The following is a 17,231-nucleotide window of genomic DNA, read 5'->3' as shown; positions in this document are numbered from 1 at the left end:
CTAGACAAAATGACACCAAATGAGTTTTACTATGATCAGCTACCCCAACAAAACAAGGTGGCTTAACTAGAGCGGAATATCACTTATAAATACGCTTTTAGTTGTTCAAACAAGTGGGACCACCTCTGATCTAACTCATCAATAATAAAAACTAAAGGTTTATCTAATTTTCCAGCTAATTCAGCAAGTTCTTTCTTAAGTCATGAATTGTTTGTTTCTCAACTTGATGATTCTCTATTTTCTTTTCGATTTTCTCCTTAACTTTTGCAGCTATTTCCTCACTTGCTGTGTCATACAACGCTTTTCCTTCTTCATATACCTCTTTAAATGCTTCTCCAGCTCCACCTAAGCCAATCCAATGCATCCCCGCTTTAGCCGCAATCATTGGAATAACAGCCGCCAACGATATTAAAACTGAAGCAGTCTTAGCATTAAAATCTTTAATTTCATCATCATCAATTTCTTCTGATTCTTTAAAAGTTTGACTTATTTCAGCGGCAATCGTTAAAAAAGGATCTTCCAAATAATCATTTGCAAACGCATCCAAATAAATCACGTTATGCTGAGTATCATCTAAATGTTTCGCCCAGTTACGAACAAACCACGTTTTACCCTCACCCCATCGTGCATCCAAAGTAAGGACAGCACCGCAGTTTAAGCGATCAACATAACTTGTAAGCTGCTCTCCTAAACGACGGCGATGCCAAAGATCACCTTCCCATGCAGTTTCAATATTCTCAAAATTATCTTTAGCCCAGTTCAATTGGTTATCTATCATTTCTATTTATATTCATCAAGTTAACTATGTATTGAGTATAGCAGTAGCGCTATAAATTAACATTTAACCCATGAGCATCTCGTAACTTGTCATAGCCTTTTCCCCAAATAAAGACTATAAAGAACACATAAAATAAAAAGACCCACTTTTCAGGATGAATGATGACGAGAACCACTCAATTCTCAGGCATATTTATACTTGCCCTGCTGGCAGCAGTCGTCGCAACTTTTTGCGATGCGATTCATGTCTATACCCAGACGCTTAGTTATCCCAACCCATTATTTTTCCATCAGGCTTGGTGGGTATTCCCCGGCTTTTTTATTGCCTTTGCCTTCATGGCATTTAGCTATATTCAACTTACACAACGACTTAAACATTATGTGATGACTCAGCTCAGTTGCCATCATGACGGTAGTGCGCCACTCGTCGAGAGCCTAATACTATTTGCCATCGTCTACATACTCAGCGGATTTGGCAATTTTCATCCCGAAGCACTTTGTTGGATTTTTTACATTAGCTTTTTTATTCGCTGGTTATTTAGCTATGAGCGTACATGGCTACTGATATTAGCCATCATGCTTGCTTTTGGTGGTATGTTCTTTGAAGGACTATTGGCTCAGTTTGCTTTAGTTAAATATCGCCATGAAGATATTTATAATGTGCCGTATTGGCTAGGTGGCGTATATATGCATGGCGCATTTGCCTTACGTGCAGGTATGCGTCGTTTTGTCTATCGATAATATTTAAGATCTGATGTTACGCCCTTAAAATAATGACATATTTTAAAAATGATTTTTAAGCCTATTCGACGGAGTCTTACATAGGGTTTAAATAAAGGGATTAGCCTTCAGCTGGAGGTACTCTTACGAAACGTTGTTTCTCATTCGGCAAAATGAGAAGCGTGCTTCGCAAGGAAACCATCTTGCGGTGCAATGCACCTCACCGACAAAACTCGTTCACTAGCGTCAAATTATTCAAAGTATCGCAAAAACATTTTTGAATAGATATAGTCTTATCTCAAACACTTGCGGATGACCTTACCGCGTATCGTTCTTTTATTTGAATCAAATAGCGCTTCTGATATTACTGCACAACATCATTTATGATGATAAAACTTTCGATTTTAAAACATCAAAACAAAAAAAAGACCACTCAATCGGAGTGGTCTTTTTTTGAATATGGTGGCTATGACGAGACTTGAACTTGTGACCCCCGCATTATGAGTGCGGTGCTCTAACCAACTGAGCTACATAGCCTTAAACTGTGCGCGCATTATGGAAGGATATTTAAATATCGTCAAGCCCATAATGCGCGTATTTGATCAAAATTTGTTGAAGTGAACCGATAAGCCGGGTTCTGTCGAGGACGATCATTCCTCTAGGCGTACAATCACTCATACGCTCAAGCGACCTACCCGGATCCAGCATGGGCCATGCCTAAAGGATCCCTATTTGGTCTTGCTTCCGGTGGGGTTTACCATGCCGTGAACTGTTACCAGACACGCGGTGCGCTCTTACCGCACCCTTTCACCCTTACCTCCGATTTCGATTGCTCGAAACCATAATGAAGGCGGTCTACTCTCTGCTGCACTTTCCGTCGGCTCACACCGCCCAGGCGTTACCTGGCACCTTGCCCTATGAAGCCCGGACTTTCCTCCCCTGCTTTAGTCACGGAGACCTATACACAGCAGCGATCGTCTGGTTCACTTCGGGGCGCATTCTAACAAATCTGACAACTAATTGCTTGATGTTTTTTGAGCAGTTAGTTTTTCGTACTTTTGTTGAAGCTGTTCCTGAGTTTCAGGATGTGCCGGATCCAATGGAATACAATCCACTGGACAGAACAACTGACATTGCGGTTTATCGTGATGCCCAACGCATTCCGTACACAAATCAGGGTTAATCTCATAAATGAGTTCCCCCATGAAAATCGCCTCATTGGGGCATACAGGTTCACAGACATCGCAGTTGATGCATTCATCAGTGATATATAAAGACACTCTACCAACCTTGCTGTTGTTTACGCTTAAAGGCTTCCACAACAGCTTGTGGTACAAACTGAGTGACATCACCATTTAAACGTGCAATTTCACGCACGAGCGTAGATGAAATAAACGAATATTGCTCTGATGGGGTTAAGAACACGGCTTCAAATTTACTGTCCAAACGGCGATTCATATTTGCCAATTGAAATTCATATTCAAAATCTGAAACTGCACGTAAACCACGTAACACGGCTGTTGCTTTTTGCTCGTTAAAGAAGTTGACCAACAGCCCATCAAAACCTACAAACTCAACATTTGACAAATGACTTAAAGACTCTTGCGCTAGTGCAACACGTTCTTCCAGACTAAACACAGGGTTTTTGTGATGTCCAATTGCAATTGCCACGACAACTTCGTCAAACATGCGTGATGCACGTGTCACTAAATCGATATGACCATTAGTAATTGGATCGAATGTGCCCGGATAAATTACACGAGTTTTAGACATCCAGTTGTACTCTGTTATTTTGTAGATGGGTATTTTAACAAAATCTTGATTTATAGGTGAAGTCAGCTTGTAAATTTAAAAACTTCATCTTATTCAAAGTTCGGGTACAATAGTGCTAAGTTTGGAAGTTTTTGATTATGACGAAAGCAGTAGTTAAAAAAAATAGTAGCAGTACGATTGCCCTAAATAAGCGTGCGCGTCACGATTATTTCATTGAAGAAAAATTTGAAGCGGGCCTTTCATTACAAGGCTGGGAAGTCAAATCAATGCGTGCGGGTCGAATGACTATCGTAGAGAGCTATATTACGTTTAAAAATGGTGAAGCATTTTTATTCGGCGCTCAAGTGCAACCTTTACTGAGTGCTTCGACACATGTAGTGCCTGAAGCAACACGTACTCGTAAATTATTGCTGAACCGCCGTGAAATTGAAAAACTACAAGGTGCAATTAACCAAAAAGGTTATTCATGTGTGCCTTTGGCATGTTACTGGAAAGGTCCTCATGCCAAACTTGAAATTGCACTAGTAAAAGGTAAACAGCTTCACGACAAGCGTGCAACGGAAAAAGACCGTGATTGGCAGCGCGATAAAGCCCGTATTTTTCATAAATAAGTTCAATAGAAAAACCTCCATCTTGGAGGTTTTTTTATTGATACATTGCACATTTAGCAGAATTTCAACCCACCAAAACAGTTGGTCCGAACTTTCTGGTTCACCAAGACTTGATTTTTTAAAGTTAAATTGGCCGCACTAGCATTGCTGAGGTTAATTGAACCGACATTTTTATAAATCGGTAAACCAAATGCAGCACCAACAGCAGAACCTAACGGAATATAAATCGGTTCATTGGTTAAAATTTGCGATACTTTTTCTGCAACTTGTGGCAAGACGCCTGAAATATCTACTTCAGATGTTGGATTTAATTTACCAATATTGATCGGGTCTTTAAATGACATCCACCAACCTGTACGTGCAATATCATCTGCATTGGCATCTGGCCAACTGATATCTTGAGATTGAAGCGATAAATAACCGGCTGTGCCATTTAATGGAATGTTATGAATCATATTTAAGGCTTGCTCAAAGGTAATGTTCATTTTCAAATCATCAATTGACGAACCTGAATCCATAAAGAACTGCGCCCCTTCAACCCATAACAAATTGCGGTCAAGTTTGACTTGCATGCTACCGCTATCTCGATTGAGCTGAATCGATGGCACAGTCGCACTGATATTTTTGGCAATGGCTTGAGTTTGTCGTTTTCCATTAATCGTAATTTCAGGAACGGTAAACGGCACATTCATTGAAGGAATTTTTAATCCTTGACTATTTTCAGGTTGGCTGACAAAGCTACGATCATTGTTCCAAATCGTGTTAATCACCAAGTTCCCCGATAAAATCTCGCTGCTACTATCACCAAAGAGCGCTGCTTGGGTCTTTGCTGTTCCTGTGGTCGGTGCAATTTTCATATAACCACTCAGTGACTTAATCCCGTCTGTTGACGCACCTGTATTTTGAATACCTGTGGTCAATAAACCCGTAATAGATTCAGCACTGACACGAAAGCCTTTAACTTCGCGTAAAGCGGTTTGTTTAGGGTTTTTAATTGCAAATTCAATAAATGGATTTTTTAGTTTGGCACTTGTTGACGCTCGATCACCATTAAAGACGGGATTACCATTGGCATCGGTCAACGTTACATTACCACTCAGCGCTAGATGACGAATATCAATATCACAGCCATTTGACCCATTTACCCCACCACAGCCGAGTTGCAAACTTTTGACATTGACGTTCAAATCCATGACGGCATCTAAACTGAGTTTGTAGAAACCAATATTTTCATCGACCATTTGTTGGTTGACTAAAATAGGGTCGGTATAGGACATATTCATCAATGCCGCACCATTGATGGCAGACAATTCTTCATCGGCTAATCCCACCAAGCCTTCTGCTGCAAAAACAACGTCAGAAACACATAAGGTCAATGCCATTACTATTATTTAATCCTTTTTAATATTCGTCACTCATCCCGAGTGAAATTTATGAGAAGATTAAATCAATAGCGTTGGCGTAAATGAATGGTAATTTGTGACACGCATCACAACTCAATTATACAAAATGCCAATTTTCACAAATTTCAGGCCATTAAAAACCCCAGTAACATTTCCATCACTAGGGTTTTCAAAGATTTATAAATGATAGTTCAAACGATTTATTTACAAATTAATTAACTTTATTTAACAACAGCCCCAAATATTCACCAAACCAAATGGCGGTTTCTAAATCGCCCGCAGGTGGCGTGACTTCAACAGGTGCATTATCCGATTGTGTCATTAAACCTAAAAAGCTCGACATCCGATTTAAATCTGTTGTGCTTCGTCCAGTTGGCATCAATGGAAGACCGCTCCACAACATACCGTGCTGCATGGCGAATAAATTGATTTGCTGCAATACTGCCAATTTATCTCCACTTAAGCCGCCACCATTGGTAAAACCAGCGGCCAACTTGCCTTGCCATGTCCGTGCTAACCAGCGTTTAGATGATTGCTCCATGAATAATTTCATTGCCGCACTCATACTGCCCATATAGGTTGGGCACCCAAAAACGATGGCATCTGCACTGTCCAATTCATCCCAATCCACATGCTCTACATTCATGAGATGGACTTTTACACCGGCTTTTTCTGCACCTTGTACAATGAAATTCGCCACTTTGGCAGTGTGCCCATAGGGGCTGTGGTAAACAACAGCAAGAGATTTAGCAGTCAAAGACATAACATTTAAAAGTCGATAGATTCAGTCAAGTTTAGCATTTTCAAAGCATAAAGACGAATGTTGCCATACGTCCTGTTTTCGCTTCGCGGCGATAAGAAAAATATTCATCAGCTTGCAAAAAGGTACATTGGTCGCCACCGGTTACAGATTTAACCCCATGTAATGCAAGAATATAACGCGCTATCGCATAAAGATCAGCATAATATTTGCCTTCCTTTACACCAGCTTTAAATGCACTTTCAAGTTCTGGGTATTTGGAACAAAAGGCAGCTTTGACTTCTGCGCCAATTTCAAAACTCTCTTGGCAAATGGCCGCCCCCAACCAAGCCCATGTTGGCTGAGTGTGCATGGCTGCAATGGTGTTTTCCACAATACCATTTGCCAAGCCCTTCCAACCTGCATGCAGATTGGCAACTTCAGTCCTGTCAGCATTACCCAAAACCACGGGTAAGCAATCTGCGGTCATCATCATCAGGGCATGGTGTTTAGACTGCGTGACCATACCATCGCCTTCGGGTGCAACAAAGTTGATCTGTTCATCAATGCGATGGCATAGCGTACTGTGCGTTTGGTTCATCCAGCTGATTTTATTCACGCCATATTTAGCAAAGTCTTTGAGCAATTGCATCCGGTGCTTTTGCACACGCGCTGCATCATCTCCCACATGCAATGCCAGATTAAATCCTGCCAGTTCAGGTTGTTCAGCGGGTTGCGTCTGATCATGATGAACTCGAGTTTGTCCCACAAAAACACCCTGTGGAAGTCCCTGAACAAATTGCATGTTGCCGTCCTTTTCTATCTATGGCGTGTAAATCAGTTTAAAACTTAATAAGCTTTGTTTTCGCTACGTAAAACTTCAACCAATTGGTTAAAGTCTTCAGGCCATGGTGCTTCAAACATCATGTCTTCACCTGTACGTGGATGAACGAGACCCAATTTAACCGCATGTAAAGCCTGACGTTTAAAGCCACGTAAAGTATCATCTAATAACACCGACGCGCCTGCAGGCATACGTACACGTGGTACATACACTTGATCGCCCACAAGACCATGACCGATATAAGTAAAATGCACACGAATTTGATGGGTACGACCCGTTTCTAAACGTGCTTGAACGCGGGTAAAGTTTTGGAAACGTTCTTTCACATTGTAGTGAGTCACCGCATCTTTACCGCCCGGCAAGACTGCCATTTTGATGCGATCGACAGGATGACGTTTAATTGGCTCATCCACTGTACCGCCAGCAATAATGTTGCCATATACGATCAAATCGTAAATACGGTAAACCGATTTCTTCGCCAATTGCTTACTTAAAGAAAATTGGGATTCGAGGTTTTTCGCAACAACCAACAGACCTGAGGTGTCTTTATCAATACGATGCACCAAACCTGCACGGGTCAACTCTGAAGATTTTGGGTAGTGGTGCAAAATTGCATTCACCAATGTGCCTGTACTGTTTCCAGCGCCCGGATGAACAACCATACCGACAGGTTTATTAATCACCATAATATCGTCATCTTCATAGACAATATTAAGTGGAATATCTTCAGGTAAGCTACGGGTTTGTGCTTCTAACTCGACGTCTAAAGTCAGTAACTCTGTTCCTTCGCATTTGTACTTTGGTTTCACAGTGTTACCATTGACCAACAAATGGCCCTCTTTGAGCCACTGTTTTAGCTTTTCACGAGAAAAATCAGTCCAAACCAGTGCTGAAACCTGATCAATACGTTGTCCTAAATAGCTTTCATCCAATTGAAATTGCAACGATAAACGTGTTGCAGTTGAGTCTGAAGTATGGTTATCTGCATCCTCAGAATCTTCAAGTAAATTGAAATCAGTTTCAGGGAAATTAGAATTGGAAGATTGTGCTTGACTCATTTGCTCATTCAGACAAAAGTGGTTTAATAGTTCAATTGTAGCTCATTGCCCGTATTAACAGAGGAATTTTTATGTCGCTACCAAAATATAAAATGACAATGCTTGCTCTAACAATAGGCATTGCATCGGCAATGGTAGGCTGTAGCAGTAATCCAAAGAAAGAAGTGGTCGACACAGGTCCACAATCAAGCGAACAGATTTATATCGAAAAAGCACAAAAAGCGCTTGAACGTAACCAATATACAGATGCAGCAAAACACCTTGAAGCTCTAGAGACCTACTACCCTACAGGTAACTATGCGCAGCAAGCACAACTTGAACTATTGTATGTAAAGTTTCAGCAAAAAGACTATGAAGGTGCGATTGCACTTGCAGACCGTTTTATTCGTATGAACCCACAACATCCGCAAGTTGATTATGCGTACTACGTGCGTGGTGTTTCAAACATGGAGCAAAACTACAACGGTTTGCTTCGCTATACTTCTTTAAAGCAATCGCATCGTGATGTGAGCTATCTCAAAGTGGCTTATCAAAACTTTGTCGACTTTATCCGTCGCTACCCATCGAGCGAATATGCAGTCGATGCCGCACAACGTATGAAGTTCATCAGTCAAGAATTGGCTGAAAGCGAAATGAATGCGGCACGTTTTAATGTGAAGCGTAAAGCATGGTTAGCTGCTGTTGAACGTTCACTTTGGGTGATCGAACATTATCCTCAAGCACCACAAGTTCCAGAAGCTCTAGCGACGGTTGCCTATGGTTATGACAAACTTGGTGATAAAACCACGTCTCAGCAATACATTGAAGTACTTAAACTGAACTATCCAAAACTTGTGAAGTCAGACGGTACTCTCAATATGCGTGCTGCACGTAGTGAAGGCAGCTTCCTTAACCGTGCAACTTTGGGTATTTTCGGTAAAGAAGCACAGACGATGTCTGAGCAAACCTCTACAGACGTAGTTGAAACTGATGAAGAAAAACGCAGTTTAACCAATCGTTTAAGCTTTGGCTTATTGGATCGTCCTCATAGCGAAAAAACTGAGTCGTCAGAATCAGCTGAATAATATAGTCGCAACGAAGGTCGATTTTTCACAAAGGGCAAGTTAGAATACTTGCCCTTTTATCTTTTCAGGATCTACAGATTCGGTTAGATTAAAAGGTATACAATAGTTCGATGGTCGATGCTGTACTACATCTCCACCTGAACTTACAGCATTGCTGATTTCAACATATTTCACGAACTGCCCAAATTCAATAGATAGACAGATAAAATAGCATGGCCATTCCTCAACATACAATTGATCAAATTTTAGATCGCACCGATATTGTCGATGTGATTGGTCAATTTGTGAAATTGAAAAAGACTGGACGCACTTACTCAGGATGCTGCCCATTCCATCAGGAAAAATCGCCATCTTTCCATGTCTATCGTGATAAACAATATTTTCACTGCTTTGGTTGTCAGGCCAATGGTAATGCCATCCGTTTTTTAATGGATATTGGTAGCCGTAACTTTATTGAAGTAATGAAGGATTTATCAAGCCAAACAGGTATTGAACTACCGAAAGACAATAACGATTCCAATAAACTCAAATATAAGCGCGAATCTAAACCCAAACCTGTACAAAATCCTGCAATCGAAACAAAAGCTCTGACGCCCCAAACAGGCGAAACACAGACTGCTCCTGCTGCAGTAAATTTCGAACACGACCCATTTGCTGAGTTTCAAAATAGCGAAGAAGCCTTTTATGGGAGCGATCCGTTTGCTCACTTTGACCAAGTTGCCAATGGTTTTGAAGATGTGCCGCAAGATGGAAACTTATATGACTTGCTGGAAAATGTCGCACAGTTTTATGAACAACAACTTCCGCTCAGTCCAATTGGGCAAGCTTATTTTAAACAACGGGGTCTCAGTGCAGACACCATCGCCTATTGGCGCTTAGGCTATGCCCCTGAAGATTGGCAACATCTGGAAAAAGCCTTTCCACAAGATATCGAAGGACTCAAACTTCTCGGTTTGATTCGCACCAGTGATAGTGGTCGTGACTTTGACTTACTGCGTGAGCGGGTGATTTTCCCGATTCGAGATGCGAAAGGTCGTGTGGTCGGTTTTGGTGGTCGTGCCCTAAATGATGAAATCAAACCGAAATACATCAACTCTCCAGACTCCGAAGTTTTCCATAAAAATCAGTTACTTTATGGTTTATACGAAGGCCGTAAACAAAAAGCCCAAGATTGGTTAATGGTCGAAGGTTATATGGATGTCATTGCCCTACAGCAATATGGCATTCATGGCGCTGTAGCGACTTTAGGGACTGCCAGTAATACTGAACATTTAAACATTTTATTTAAGCAAAATAGCCGTATTACCATTGCATTTGATGGAGATGCCGCAGGTCAAAAAGCAGCTCGTCGTACGCTCGAAATTGCACTGCCATTACTGAATGATGGACGTGAACTTAAATTCTTTGTTTTGCCAAATGACCACGACCCAGATTCACTGATCCGCCGTGAAGGTATTGAAAATTTTCGACGTTTACTGGACACCTCACCGCTACTTTCTGAGTTTGTTTTTGCACATTTAACGCAAAATCATAATGTTGCTTCGCCTGAAGGTAAAAGTCAGGTGATGGGCGAACTGAGACAACTGACTGAACTGTTGCCGAAAGGTGGTTCATATCGTTATTTGCTACAGCAATATTTCCGTGAAAAATTAGGGTTTAGCCGAAAGTGGCAGCCTCAAGTCAATAATGATGCATCATTGAGCTTTAGTACAAAAATTGATGCCGAAGAATATGTGATTGCGATTTTAATCAATCATCCTTATCTCTACATTCATTTTGAGCCTTTACGCGCCTTAGTTTCACAAGATCTCTTGCTTTATCACGTTTTAAATATTTTCAATGTGATTTTTGATGAATTGCCTGATGACCCAGAGTTATCGACCTATTATGTACTCGGTGCATGTGCAGCGCATCATCATGAATTACAACATATTTTAGAGCATGCCAATATCAGTGACTATACGTCATCACCTGAACAGGCAGATAAACTTGCAGCAGATTTATCGACAAAATTGCAATATCAATTCTTACAACTCAAGATCAAGTCGAATAAGTTTTCTAGCCTTGCTGAAATGCGTAATTTAAAACAACGTATTTATGATATTGATAAAAAAAGATCGCTCACCCTCCTTGAAGATTAAGTTTTAACTTCAAATTCAAGCTGTGAATGACCTTTATTTAATGAATAAGTTTATTTATTTCTTTGGTTTACGGCGATTTTCAGCCACATTAACTAAATCTTGTTCTATCATTTCAAAATAAGCGGGATCTTCCGCCATCGCAGCATTGCGCAGCACGATAGAGGTCGGATGCAATAGTTTTTGGGTTAAACGATGCGACATTTCTTGCATAATCTTCGCAGCATCTTCACCCTTTTGTAGACGATTCAAGGCCAAAGCCAGCTCTTCTTGACGTAATGACTCCCCATGTTCACGGTATGCATGAATTGTCGAGCCAGCCAAATTCACTTTTTGCTGTGTGATTAAATCTGTCGCAAGCTGATTGACCATCACTTCGGCTTCAACTGCCGCCTGACGACGCTGAGCCAAGTTTTCTTCTATGACTGTTTGCAGATCATCTACACCATATAAATAAACACCATCTAAACTTTCAACTTTGGCTTCAATATCACGGGGTACCGCCAAATCGACCAACAACATTTGTTTATAACGGCGTTTTTTCAATGCTGCTTTGACATCCGCAAAATAAATCACTTGATGCAAGCTTCCAGTACAACTTGAAATTACATCTGCGCGATGTAAATTGTCTGCCAAATCTGCAAAATCAATTATTTCAACTTCTACACGATGAGCAATCTCTTGGGATAAAGCTTCAGCACGGGCACGTGTACGGTTACAGATAATAATTCTACCCACACCCATTTCGGCCAAATGCTTCGCAACCAAGCTATTCATTTCACCAGCAGCAACAATCATGACCGTCAATTTTTCAGGTTGACTAAAGACCTGTAAAGCGAGCTGAGCAACAGCATAGCCCATCGATACCGCATGACTTCCGACTGCTGTTTCAGAACGCACTCGTTTTGCCGCATAAAAGGCATATTCAAAAATACGGTTTAAATTTGGGGAGACAGTTTCGGCATCTTTGGCTAAGGACAAAGCCGTTTTAACTTGACCTAAGATTTGAGGCTCACCAAGCATGAGCGAATCCAAGCCGCTAGCCACACGCATGAGGTGTGTCACCGCCTGTGCATTTTCATAACGATACACATGATTTGACAATTGCTTTACATCAATACCATTTGATTGGGCAAGCCAATTCAATACCATGTCTGCATTTTCAGACATCGCATAGACTTCAGTACGATTACATGTAGATACCACCACCATGTCATTGAGTTCAGGTGCATGGCTTTGCTGTTCAAGCAGCGCTGTTAACTTTTCAGGGTTAAATGCAATCTGTTCGCGCAGTTCTACAGAGGCGGTTTGATGGTTGACACCCAATGCAAAGAAAGACATATCAGATCATCATTTCGCTAAATTTATGCTATTGTGCATTATCGGCGTCATAAAAAGCATTACTTGGATCAAGAAAAATTGCGTCTAACAAATAGCCGACTGAACGGCCAGACAATAAAGCAGTATTCTACCACATTCTTACTTGTTGGTAGCATGGCTTCTACTGCCCCAATTCGGGCCGTGGGAGAAGTTTACCATGCAAATTCAGGATATGATGCAATTAAACAAAGTATGATTGCAGAATTTGCCTTAGCTTATAACGACATCCCAACCGCGCTTCATAATTACACCGTGCTTGCAATCAAAAGTAAATCCACCATGGTCAAACAGCGTGCTTTAAACGTTGCTATTGAGCAAAATGATTTACAAGCAGCCTTAGATATTGCTACACATTGGGTTGTGCAAGAACCTGAAGATGTACCAGCATTATTTTATTTATCACATATTGCTTTGAAAGCCCATGAATATGAGCTTGCCGCCGAAACACTTGATAAAATTTTAACCATTGACCCAAATGCAGATTTAGAACAAATTTTGGCGGGTATTTCCCCTGAATCAGAGGAAGATCGCGCTTATCTGATTCAAGCACTGACCGCCAGCAAAGAAAAAACCAATCCCTCTATTTTGGTCTTAGTCGCAGGTTTACAAGCTCAAAATGGCGCCTTTGCCGATGCCTTAGACACCATTAATTTAGCACTGAAAAAACGCCCGAAAGTGACTGGCTATATTTTAATGAAAGCCAATTTACTCATGTCTTTGGGTGATGAAGACGAAACCTTAAAATGGTTCGAAAAATCGAGCCGCAAACACCGCAACAATATGGAAGTTCGCTTAGCCGAAGCGAAATATTTAATTAAAATCAATCAGTCAGAATTAGGTCTAGAAAAACTCGAAGATATACTAAAGAAATGGCCATCTGCTGAAGAACCGCTATTTATGGCAGGTTTGACCAGTATTGACTTAGAGCTTTATGAAAAAGCCGAAAAGTATTTGGTGGAGTTACGTTATTCGAGCAAATACCAAAATGAAGCGTATTACTATCTCGCAGTAAATGCTGAACGCAAACAGCATTATGAAACGGCAAAAGCCTATTATCGCCTTGTTGATGGCAGTCTTTATACAGTTTCACGGCGCAATATGATCAGCATTTTTAGCCAGCAAAATAAGCTGCATGATGCACTGCGCTTTTTAACTCAAGAGCGGGTTAATTATCCTCAACATGCCAGTTTCTTATATCTTGCTCAGGCAGATATTTTAAAACGCATGAACAATAAAAAAGCAGCAGTCCGTTTGCTTGATGAAGCGGTAAGAAACTTACCTGAAGATCCAGAACTCATTTATGCCGAAGTTCTACTGCTCGACGCCCATCAAGATAAAGATAGACTCGACCAATTACTAAAACAATTACTTGAAATTGAACCCAATAGCCCGACCTATTTAAATGCATATGCCTATACCTTGGCGGTACAAAATAGACGCTTAGATGAAGCCCGAAAATACGTCGAACATGCCTTAGAATATGCTCCTGAGCAGGCCTCAATTTTAGATACGTTCGGTTATATTTGTTATTTGCAAAATGATTTTAGTACATCTGCATCTGTTTTGGCCAAAGCGTATGAACTGAGTAATAGTTTAAAAATTGGCATTCGCTACGCACGATCAGTCTTCATGCAAGGTGATATGAATAAATTTGACGCGTTGTTACAACAACTCCAACAAAAACATCCGAATGATCCGCAATTAGAGCAACTACATTCGTTATTGTTACCCCAACCCATGAAAAAGAGTTAGAAAGACTTTATGCAAGTATCTTCAAAATTTGGGGTATCTGCCCTGACCTGCTGCGCTTTATTTTTTACTGGTTGTCAGCAATACGTTAAAACACCCGCTCAACCGAGCCCTGAAGAAGTTGCTGCAAATCAATTCAACTTACAAGGTAAGATTGGTGTGCGCACGCCACAACAGTCAGGAAGTGCTTTTTTTACTTGGGTTCAAGACCGTAATGAATATGATATCGAACTGAGTGGTATTTTAGGTGTTGGAAAAACTCAAATCAGCGGTAAACCTGGTCAAGTTCAGTTAAACAGTGCAAAAACCGGTTTAATTGAAGCAGAAACACCAGAAGAATTACTCGAACGTGCTACCGGTTGGCAAGCTCCCATTACCCACCTTGTCGACTGGGTACAGGCGCGTCCTGCAACCACACAAGCAAAAATTCAACGCGATACGGCGCAGCGCCCACAACAGATTATTGAAGATGGTTGGACAGTTGACCTGAGTTATAATGAAACGGCAACAGTACCGAACAAGTTAATTTTAAAACAAGCACTTGAATCCGGTCAGGAAAACCGTATTACAATGGTGATTCAAAATCGTTAATTTGCCTAAAATCTGAGCTATGACTTCTGTGATTCGTGTACCTTCTCCTGCAAAACTCAATTTGTTTTTGCACATTACTGGCCGACGTCCTAATGGATATCACGAATTGCAGACGATTTTTCAGCTCATCGATTTATCTGATTGGATGGAATTTCACCCACTTGCAAATTCTGCTGATAAAGATTTTATTCAAATTGAGGGCTTAAACAGCGTCAATCTTGAACAAAATTTAATTTATCGTGCTGCTCAAATACTCAAACCAATTGCTAAAGCTCTGACTGCACAAAAAATCCACATTGAAAAAAATATTCCGATGGGTGCAGGACTCGGTGGTGGTTCATCCAATGCAGCCACCACCCTTATCGTGCTCAATCAACTGTGGAAATGTGGACTAAATACTGAACACCTTGCAGAACTCGGCTTACAACTTGGAGCAGATGTTCCCGTGTTTGTACATGGTCTAAATGCGTGGGCTGAAGGCATCGGTGAACACTTAACATTCATAGATTTAGCTCAAAAACAGTACATTGTGCTGAAACCTGACTGTTTTATCAGCACTCAACTGCTTTTTTCACAAAAAACGTTGACAAGAGACTCAAAGCCCACTAAATTTTGCGGCTATCAGGAAACGCCATCTGATTTTGGAAATAACTTTGAGCCTGTGGCACGAAGCTTATATCCCGAAGTCGATGAAGCAATGCAGTACTTAGATCAGTTCGGTGCAGCAAAGCTTACAGGTACAGGTGCTTGTGTATTTACTGAAGTGACTGAAAATATGAATATTGATGACATATTGAAAAATGCACCATGTAAATCTTACTTGGTTCGCAGCTTACAAGAATCACCATTACGTCATTTTGAAGTTTGATATAGGGGCGTCGCCAAGTGGTAAGGCACCGGGTTTTGATCTCGGCATCCGTTGGTTCGAATCCAGCCGCCCCTGCCATCATTTTTCACCTGTAGATGTAATTGCTGTAAAGTATTAGGGGCGTCGCCAAGTGGTAAGGCACCGGGTTTTGATCTCGGCATCCGTTGGTTCGAATCCAGCCGCCCCTGCCATTTACTTTATTCGCTATTTCATCAATTTAGGGGCGTCGCCAAGTGGTAAGGCACCGGGTTTTGATCTCGGCATCCGTTGGTTCGAATCCAGCCGCCCCTGCCATTAACTTCAAAAAAGACAGAGCATAATTTGCAGTATCTTTGTTGTTTCAACTTGACAAAATACCGCAAAAATATTAAAGTTCTGCCGCATTAGGGGCGTCGCCAAGTGGTAAGGCACCGGGTTTTGATCTCGGCATCCGTTGGTTCGAATCCAGCCGCCCCTGCCATCTAATTCCCTAATTTGCCAACCGCCAAGGGTGCTTCATGCCCAATCTTGTCGTTTTTAGTGGATCTGCACATCCACAATTCGCCCAAAAAGTCGTTAGCCACCTTCACATCCCTCTAGGTGCTGCATCTGTAGGTCAATTTTCTGACGGTGAAATCGCTGTCGAAATTACTGAAAATGTTCGTGGTAAAGACGTATTCATCGTACAACCAACTTGTGCCCCAACTAACGATAACCTTATGGAAATCTTAGTTATGGCTGATGCTTTGCGTCGTGCAAGTGCTGGTCGTATCACTGCTGTCATTCCTTACTTTGGTTATGCTCGTCAAGATCGTCGTCCACGTTCAAGCCGTGTGCCAATTACAGCAAAAGTTGTTGCAGATATGCTCACAACTGTTGGTATTGACCGCGTTGTAATGATCGACCTTCATGCTGACCAAATCCAAGGTTTCTTCGATATTCCTGTAGACAACATCTACGGTACTCCTGCGCTTTTAGCAGATCTTCGTCAACAGTCACACGACAACTTAATGGTTGTTTCTCCTGACGTTGGTGGTGTAGTACGTGCGCGTGCTGTTGCTAAGCAAATGGGTGATATCGATCTTGCGATCATCGACAAACGCCGTCAAAAAGCGAATGAATCTCAAGTAATGCACTTGATCGGTGACGTTAAAGGCCGTGACTGTGTCATCGTTGATGATATGGTGGATACAGCAGGTACATTGTGTAAAGCTGCTGACGCACTAAAAACTTTTGGTGCTCGCAAAGTTGTTGCTTACGCAACTCACCCAGTACTTTCTGGTAAAGCTTTAGAAAACTTGAAAAACTCTGTGATTGACGAATTGGTTGTAACAGACACCATTCCGCTTTCAGAAGAAGCTCAAGCTCTTGGTAAGATTCGCCAAGTTTCAGTTGCAAGTATGGTTGCTGAAACAATTCGTCGTATTAACAACGAAGAATCTATTAGCGCAATGTTCGATTCTTATCTATAATATAGCGCTAAATTTAAAAGCCCTGCCTTTTGGTGGGGCTTTCTATCACTAGACTGGTCGAAGGT

16 protein-coding genes, 5 tRNA genes and 1 other RNA gene are annotated in these 17,231 nt (G+C 41.3%); 12 read left to right on the top strand and 10 right to left on the bottom strand.

Annotated features, from left to right (window positions below; all coding sequences use genetic code 11):
• Positions 1-175: 175 nt before the first annotated feature.
• Positions 176-778 carry a KAP family NTPase gene (locus FTT98_RS01030; RefSeq protein ID WP_257230165.1) on the bottom strand — a complete coding sequence of 201 codons (603 nt, stop codon included), beginning with the start codon at positions 776-778 and terminating at the stop codon, positions 176-178.
• A 161-nt stretch (positions 779-939) separates the two neighbouring features.
• Between FTT98_RS01030 and FTT98_RS01025 the strand changes: the two genes are divergently transcribed.
• Positions 940-1,518, top strand: coding sequence for a hypothetical protein (locus FTT98_RS01025; protein WP_180176870.1), 579 nt, complete (start codon positions 940-942; stop codon positions 1,516-1,518).
• Between the two features lie 439 nt (positions 1,519-1,957).
• Here the strand turns inward: FTT98_RS01025 and FTT98_RS01020 are convergent.
• The 4 genes from FTT98_RS01020 to coaD all read right to left on the bottom strand — a co-directional run bounded on the left by FTT98_RS01020 (position 1,958) and on the right by coaD (position 3,270).
• Positions 1,958-2,034 (bottom strand) — tRNA-Met (locus FTT98_RS01020).
• Positions 2,035-2,107: 73 nt separating this feature from the next.
• Positions 2,108-2,487, bottom strand: an RNA gene (gene rnpB, locus FTT98_RS01015) — RNase P RNA component class A.
• Positions 2,488-2,513: 26 nt separating this feature from the next.
• Entirely contained in the window at positions 2,514-2,777 is a 264-nt protein-coding gene (locus FTT98_RS01010; protein WP_078191349.1) for a YfhL family 4Fe-4S dicluster ferredoxin, read from the bottom strand.
• A 1-nt stretch (position 2,778) separates the two neighbouring features.
• Positions 2,779-3,270 carry a pantetheine-phosphate adenylyltransferase gene (gene coaD / locus FTT98_RS01005; RefSeq protein ID WP_078191350.1) on the bottom strand — a complete coding sequence of 164 codons (492 nt, stop codon included), beginning with the start codon at positions 3,268-3,270 and terminating at the stop codon, positions 2,779-2,781.
• A gap of 137 nt (positions 3,271-3,407) precedes the next feature.
• On the opposite strand from coaD, the gene smpB reads away from it, so the two are divergent.
• Positions 3,408-3,881, top strand: a complete 474-nt coding sequence (gene smpB, locus FTT98_RS01000; protein ID WP_078191351.1) for an SsrA-binding protein SmpB — start codon at positions 3,408-3,410, stop codon at positions 3,879-3,881.
• Positions 3,882-3,934: 53 nt separating this feature from the next.
• Here the strand turns inward: smpB and FTT98_RS00995 are convergent, their stop codons facing one another.
• From FTT98_RS00995 to rluD, 4 genes are all read right to left on the bottom strand, one after another.
• On the bottom strand, positions 3,935-5,263 hold the full coding sequence (locus FTT98_RS00995) for a hypothetical protein (RefSeq protein ID WP_180176869.1): 1,329 nt from the start codon (positions 5,261-5,263) through the stop codon (positions 3,935-3,937).
• Positions 5,264-5,495: 232 nt separating this feature from the next.
• Positions 5,496-6,047, bottom strand: coding sequence for a flavodoxin family protein (locus FTT98_RS00990; RefSeq protein WP_078192171.1), 552 nt, complete (start codon positions 6,045-6,047; stop codon positions 5,496-5,498).
• A 40-nt stretch (positions 6,048-6,087) separates the two neighbouring features.
• Entirely contained in the window at positions 6,088-6,828 is a 741-nt protein-coding gene (pgeF, locus tag FTT98_RS00985; RefSeq protein WP_180176868.1) for a peptidoglycan editing factor PgeF, read from the bottom strand.
• Between the two features lie 44 nt (positions 6,829-6,872).
• Positions 6,873-7,925, bottom strand: a complete 1,053-nt coding sequence (rluD, locus tag FTT98_RS00980) for a 23S rRNA pseudouridine(1911/1915/1917) synthase RluD (RefSeq protein WP_078192173.1) — start codon at positions 7,923-7,925, stop codon at positions 6,873-6,875.
• A gap of 71 nt (positions 7,926-7,996) precedes the next feature.
• Between rluD and FTT98_RS00975 the strand changes: the two genes are divergently transcribed.
• Together FTT98_RS00975 and FTT98_RS00970 are read left to right on the top strand one after the other, a co-directional pair.
• A complete protein-coding gene (locus FTT98_RS00975; RefSeq protein WP_180039560.1) occupies positions 7,997-8,989 on the top strand; it encodes an outer membrane protein assembly factor BamD in 993 nt (330 codons plus the stop codon).
• A gap of 212 nt (positions 8,990-9,201) precedes the next feature.
• The gene (locus FTT98_RS00970; protein WP_180176867.1) at positions 9,202-11,130 is read left to right on the top strand and encodes a DNA primase; all 1,929 of its coding nucleotides are present in this window, start codon (positions 9,202-9,204) and stop codon (positions 11,128-11,130) included.
• 54 nt (positions 11,131-11,184) lie between these two features.
• Here FTT98_RS00970 and hemA read toward each other — a convergent pair whose 3' ends face one another.
• On the bottom strand, positions 11,185-12,468 hold the full coding sequence (gene hemA / locus FTT98_RS00965) for a glutamyl-tRNA reductase (protein ID WP_180039557.1): 1,284 nt from the start codon (positions 12,466-12,468) through the stop codon (positions 11,185-11,187).
• Between the two features lie 78 nt (positions 12,469-12,546).
• On the opposite strand from hemA, the gene FTT98_RS00960 reads away from it, so the two are divergent.
• From FTT98_RS00960 to FTT98_RS00925, 8 genes are all read left to right on the top strand, one after another.
• A complete protein-coding gene (locus FTT98_RS00960) occupies positions 12,547-14,259 on the top strand; it encodes a hypothetical protein (RefSeq protein WP_180039555.1) in 1,713 nt (570 codons plus the stop codon).
• A 9-nt stretch (positions 14,260-14,268) separates the two neighbouring features.
• Positions 14,269-14,847, top strand: coding sequence for a lipoprotein insertase outer membrane protein LolB (lolB, locus tag FTT98_RS00955; RefSeq protein ID WP_078191359.1), 579 nt, complete (start codon positions 14,269-14,271; stop codon positions 14,845-14,847).
• A 28-nt stretch (positions 14,848-14,875) separates the two neighbouring features.
• Positions 14,876-15,715, top strand: a complete 840-nt coding sequence (gene ispE / locus FTT98_RS00950) for a 4-(cytidine 5'-diphospho)-2-C-methyl-D-erythritol kinase (protein ID WP_180025857.1) — start codon at positions 14,876-14,878, stop codon at positions 15,713-15,715.
• Between the two features lie 3 nt (positions 15,716-15,718).
• A tRNA-Gln gene (locus FTT98_RS00945) sits at positions 15,719-15,793 on the top strand.
• 38 nt (positions 15,794-15,831) lie between these two features.
• Positions 15,832-15,906, top strand: a tRNA-Gln gene (locus tag FTT98_RS00940).
• 28 nt (positions 15,907-15,934) lie between these two features.
• Positions 15,935-16,009, top strand: a tRNA-Gln gene (locus tag FTT98_RS00935).
• A 91-nt stretch (positions 16,010-16,100) separates the two neighbouring features.
• A tRNA-Gln gene (locus tag FTT98_RS00930) sits at positions 16,101-16,175 on the top strand.
• Positions 16,176-16,212: 37 nt separating this feature from the next.
• A complete protein-coding gene (locus tag FTT98_RS00925; RefSeq protein ID WP_078191360.1) occupies positions 16,213-17,166 on the top strand; it encodes a ribose-phosphate pyrophosphokinase in 954 nt (317 codons plus the stop codon).
• The last annotated feature ends 65 nt before the right edge of the window (positions 17,167-17,231 follow it).

Source organism: Acinetobacter sp. YH12039 (assembly GCF_013420015.1).
GTDB classification, from domain to species: Bacteria; Pseudomonadota; Gammaproteobacteria; order Pseudomonadales; family Moraxellaceae; genus Acinetobacter; species Acinetobacter amyesii.
This window is presented reverse-complemented; position numbering and strand designations above follow the sequence as displayed.

Bases quoted from the DNA above. Each gene is read 5' to 3' on its own strand.
- FTT98_RS00995 (WP_180176869.1), bottom strand. From the start codon at position 5,263: ATGGCATTGACCTTATGTGTTTCTGACGTTGTTTTTGCAGCAGAAGGC.
- rluD (WP_078192173.1), bottom strand. From the start codon at position 7,925: ATGAGTCAAGCACAATCTTCCAATTCTAATTTCCCTGAAACTGATTTC.
- coaD (WP_078191350.1), bottom strand. From the start codon at position 3,270: ATGTCTAAAACTCGTGTAATTTATCCGGGCACATTCGATCCAATTACT.
- pgeF (WP_180176868.1), bottom strand. From the start codon at position 6,828: ATGCAATTTGTTCAGGGACTTCCACAGGGTGTTTTTGTGGGACAAACT.
- FTT98_RS00975 (WP_180039560.1), top strand. From the start codon at position 7,997: ATGTCGCTACCAAAATATAAAATGACAATGCTTGCTCTAACAATAGGC.
- hemA (WP_180039557.1), bottom strand. From the start codon at position 12,468: ATGTCTTTCTTTGCATTGGGTGTCAACCATCAAACCGCCTCTGTAGAA.
- FTT98_RS01030 (WP_257230165.1), bottom strand. From the start codon at position 778: ATGATAGATAACCAATTGAACTGGGCTAAAGATAATTTTGAGAATATT.
- FTT98_RS00970 (WP_180176867.1), top strand. From the start codon at position 9,202: ATGGCCATTCCTCAACATACAATTGATCAAATTTTAGATCGCACCGAT.
- FTT98_RS00925 (WP_078191360.1), top strand. From the start codon at position 16,213: ATGCCCAATCTTGTCGTTTTTAGTGGATCTGCACATCCACAATTCGCC.
- FTT98_RS00990 (WP_078192171.1), bottom strand. From the start codon at position 6,047: ATGTCTTTGACTGCTAAATCTCTTGCTGTTGTTTACCACAGCCCCTAT.
- smpB (WP_078191351.1), top strand. From the start codon at position 3,408: ATGACGAAAGCAGTAGTTAAAAAAAATAGTAGCAGTACGATTGCCCTA.
- FTT98_RS01025 (WP_180176870.1), top strand. From the start codon at position 940: ATGACGAGAACCACTCAATTCTCAGGCATATTTATACTTGCCCTGCTG.
- lolB (WP_078191359.1), top strand. From the start codon at position 14,269: ATGCAAGTATCTTCAAAATTTGGGGTATCTGCCCTGACCTGCTGCGCT.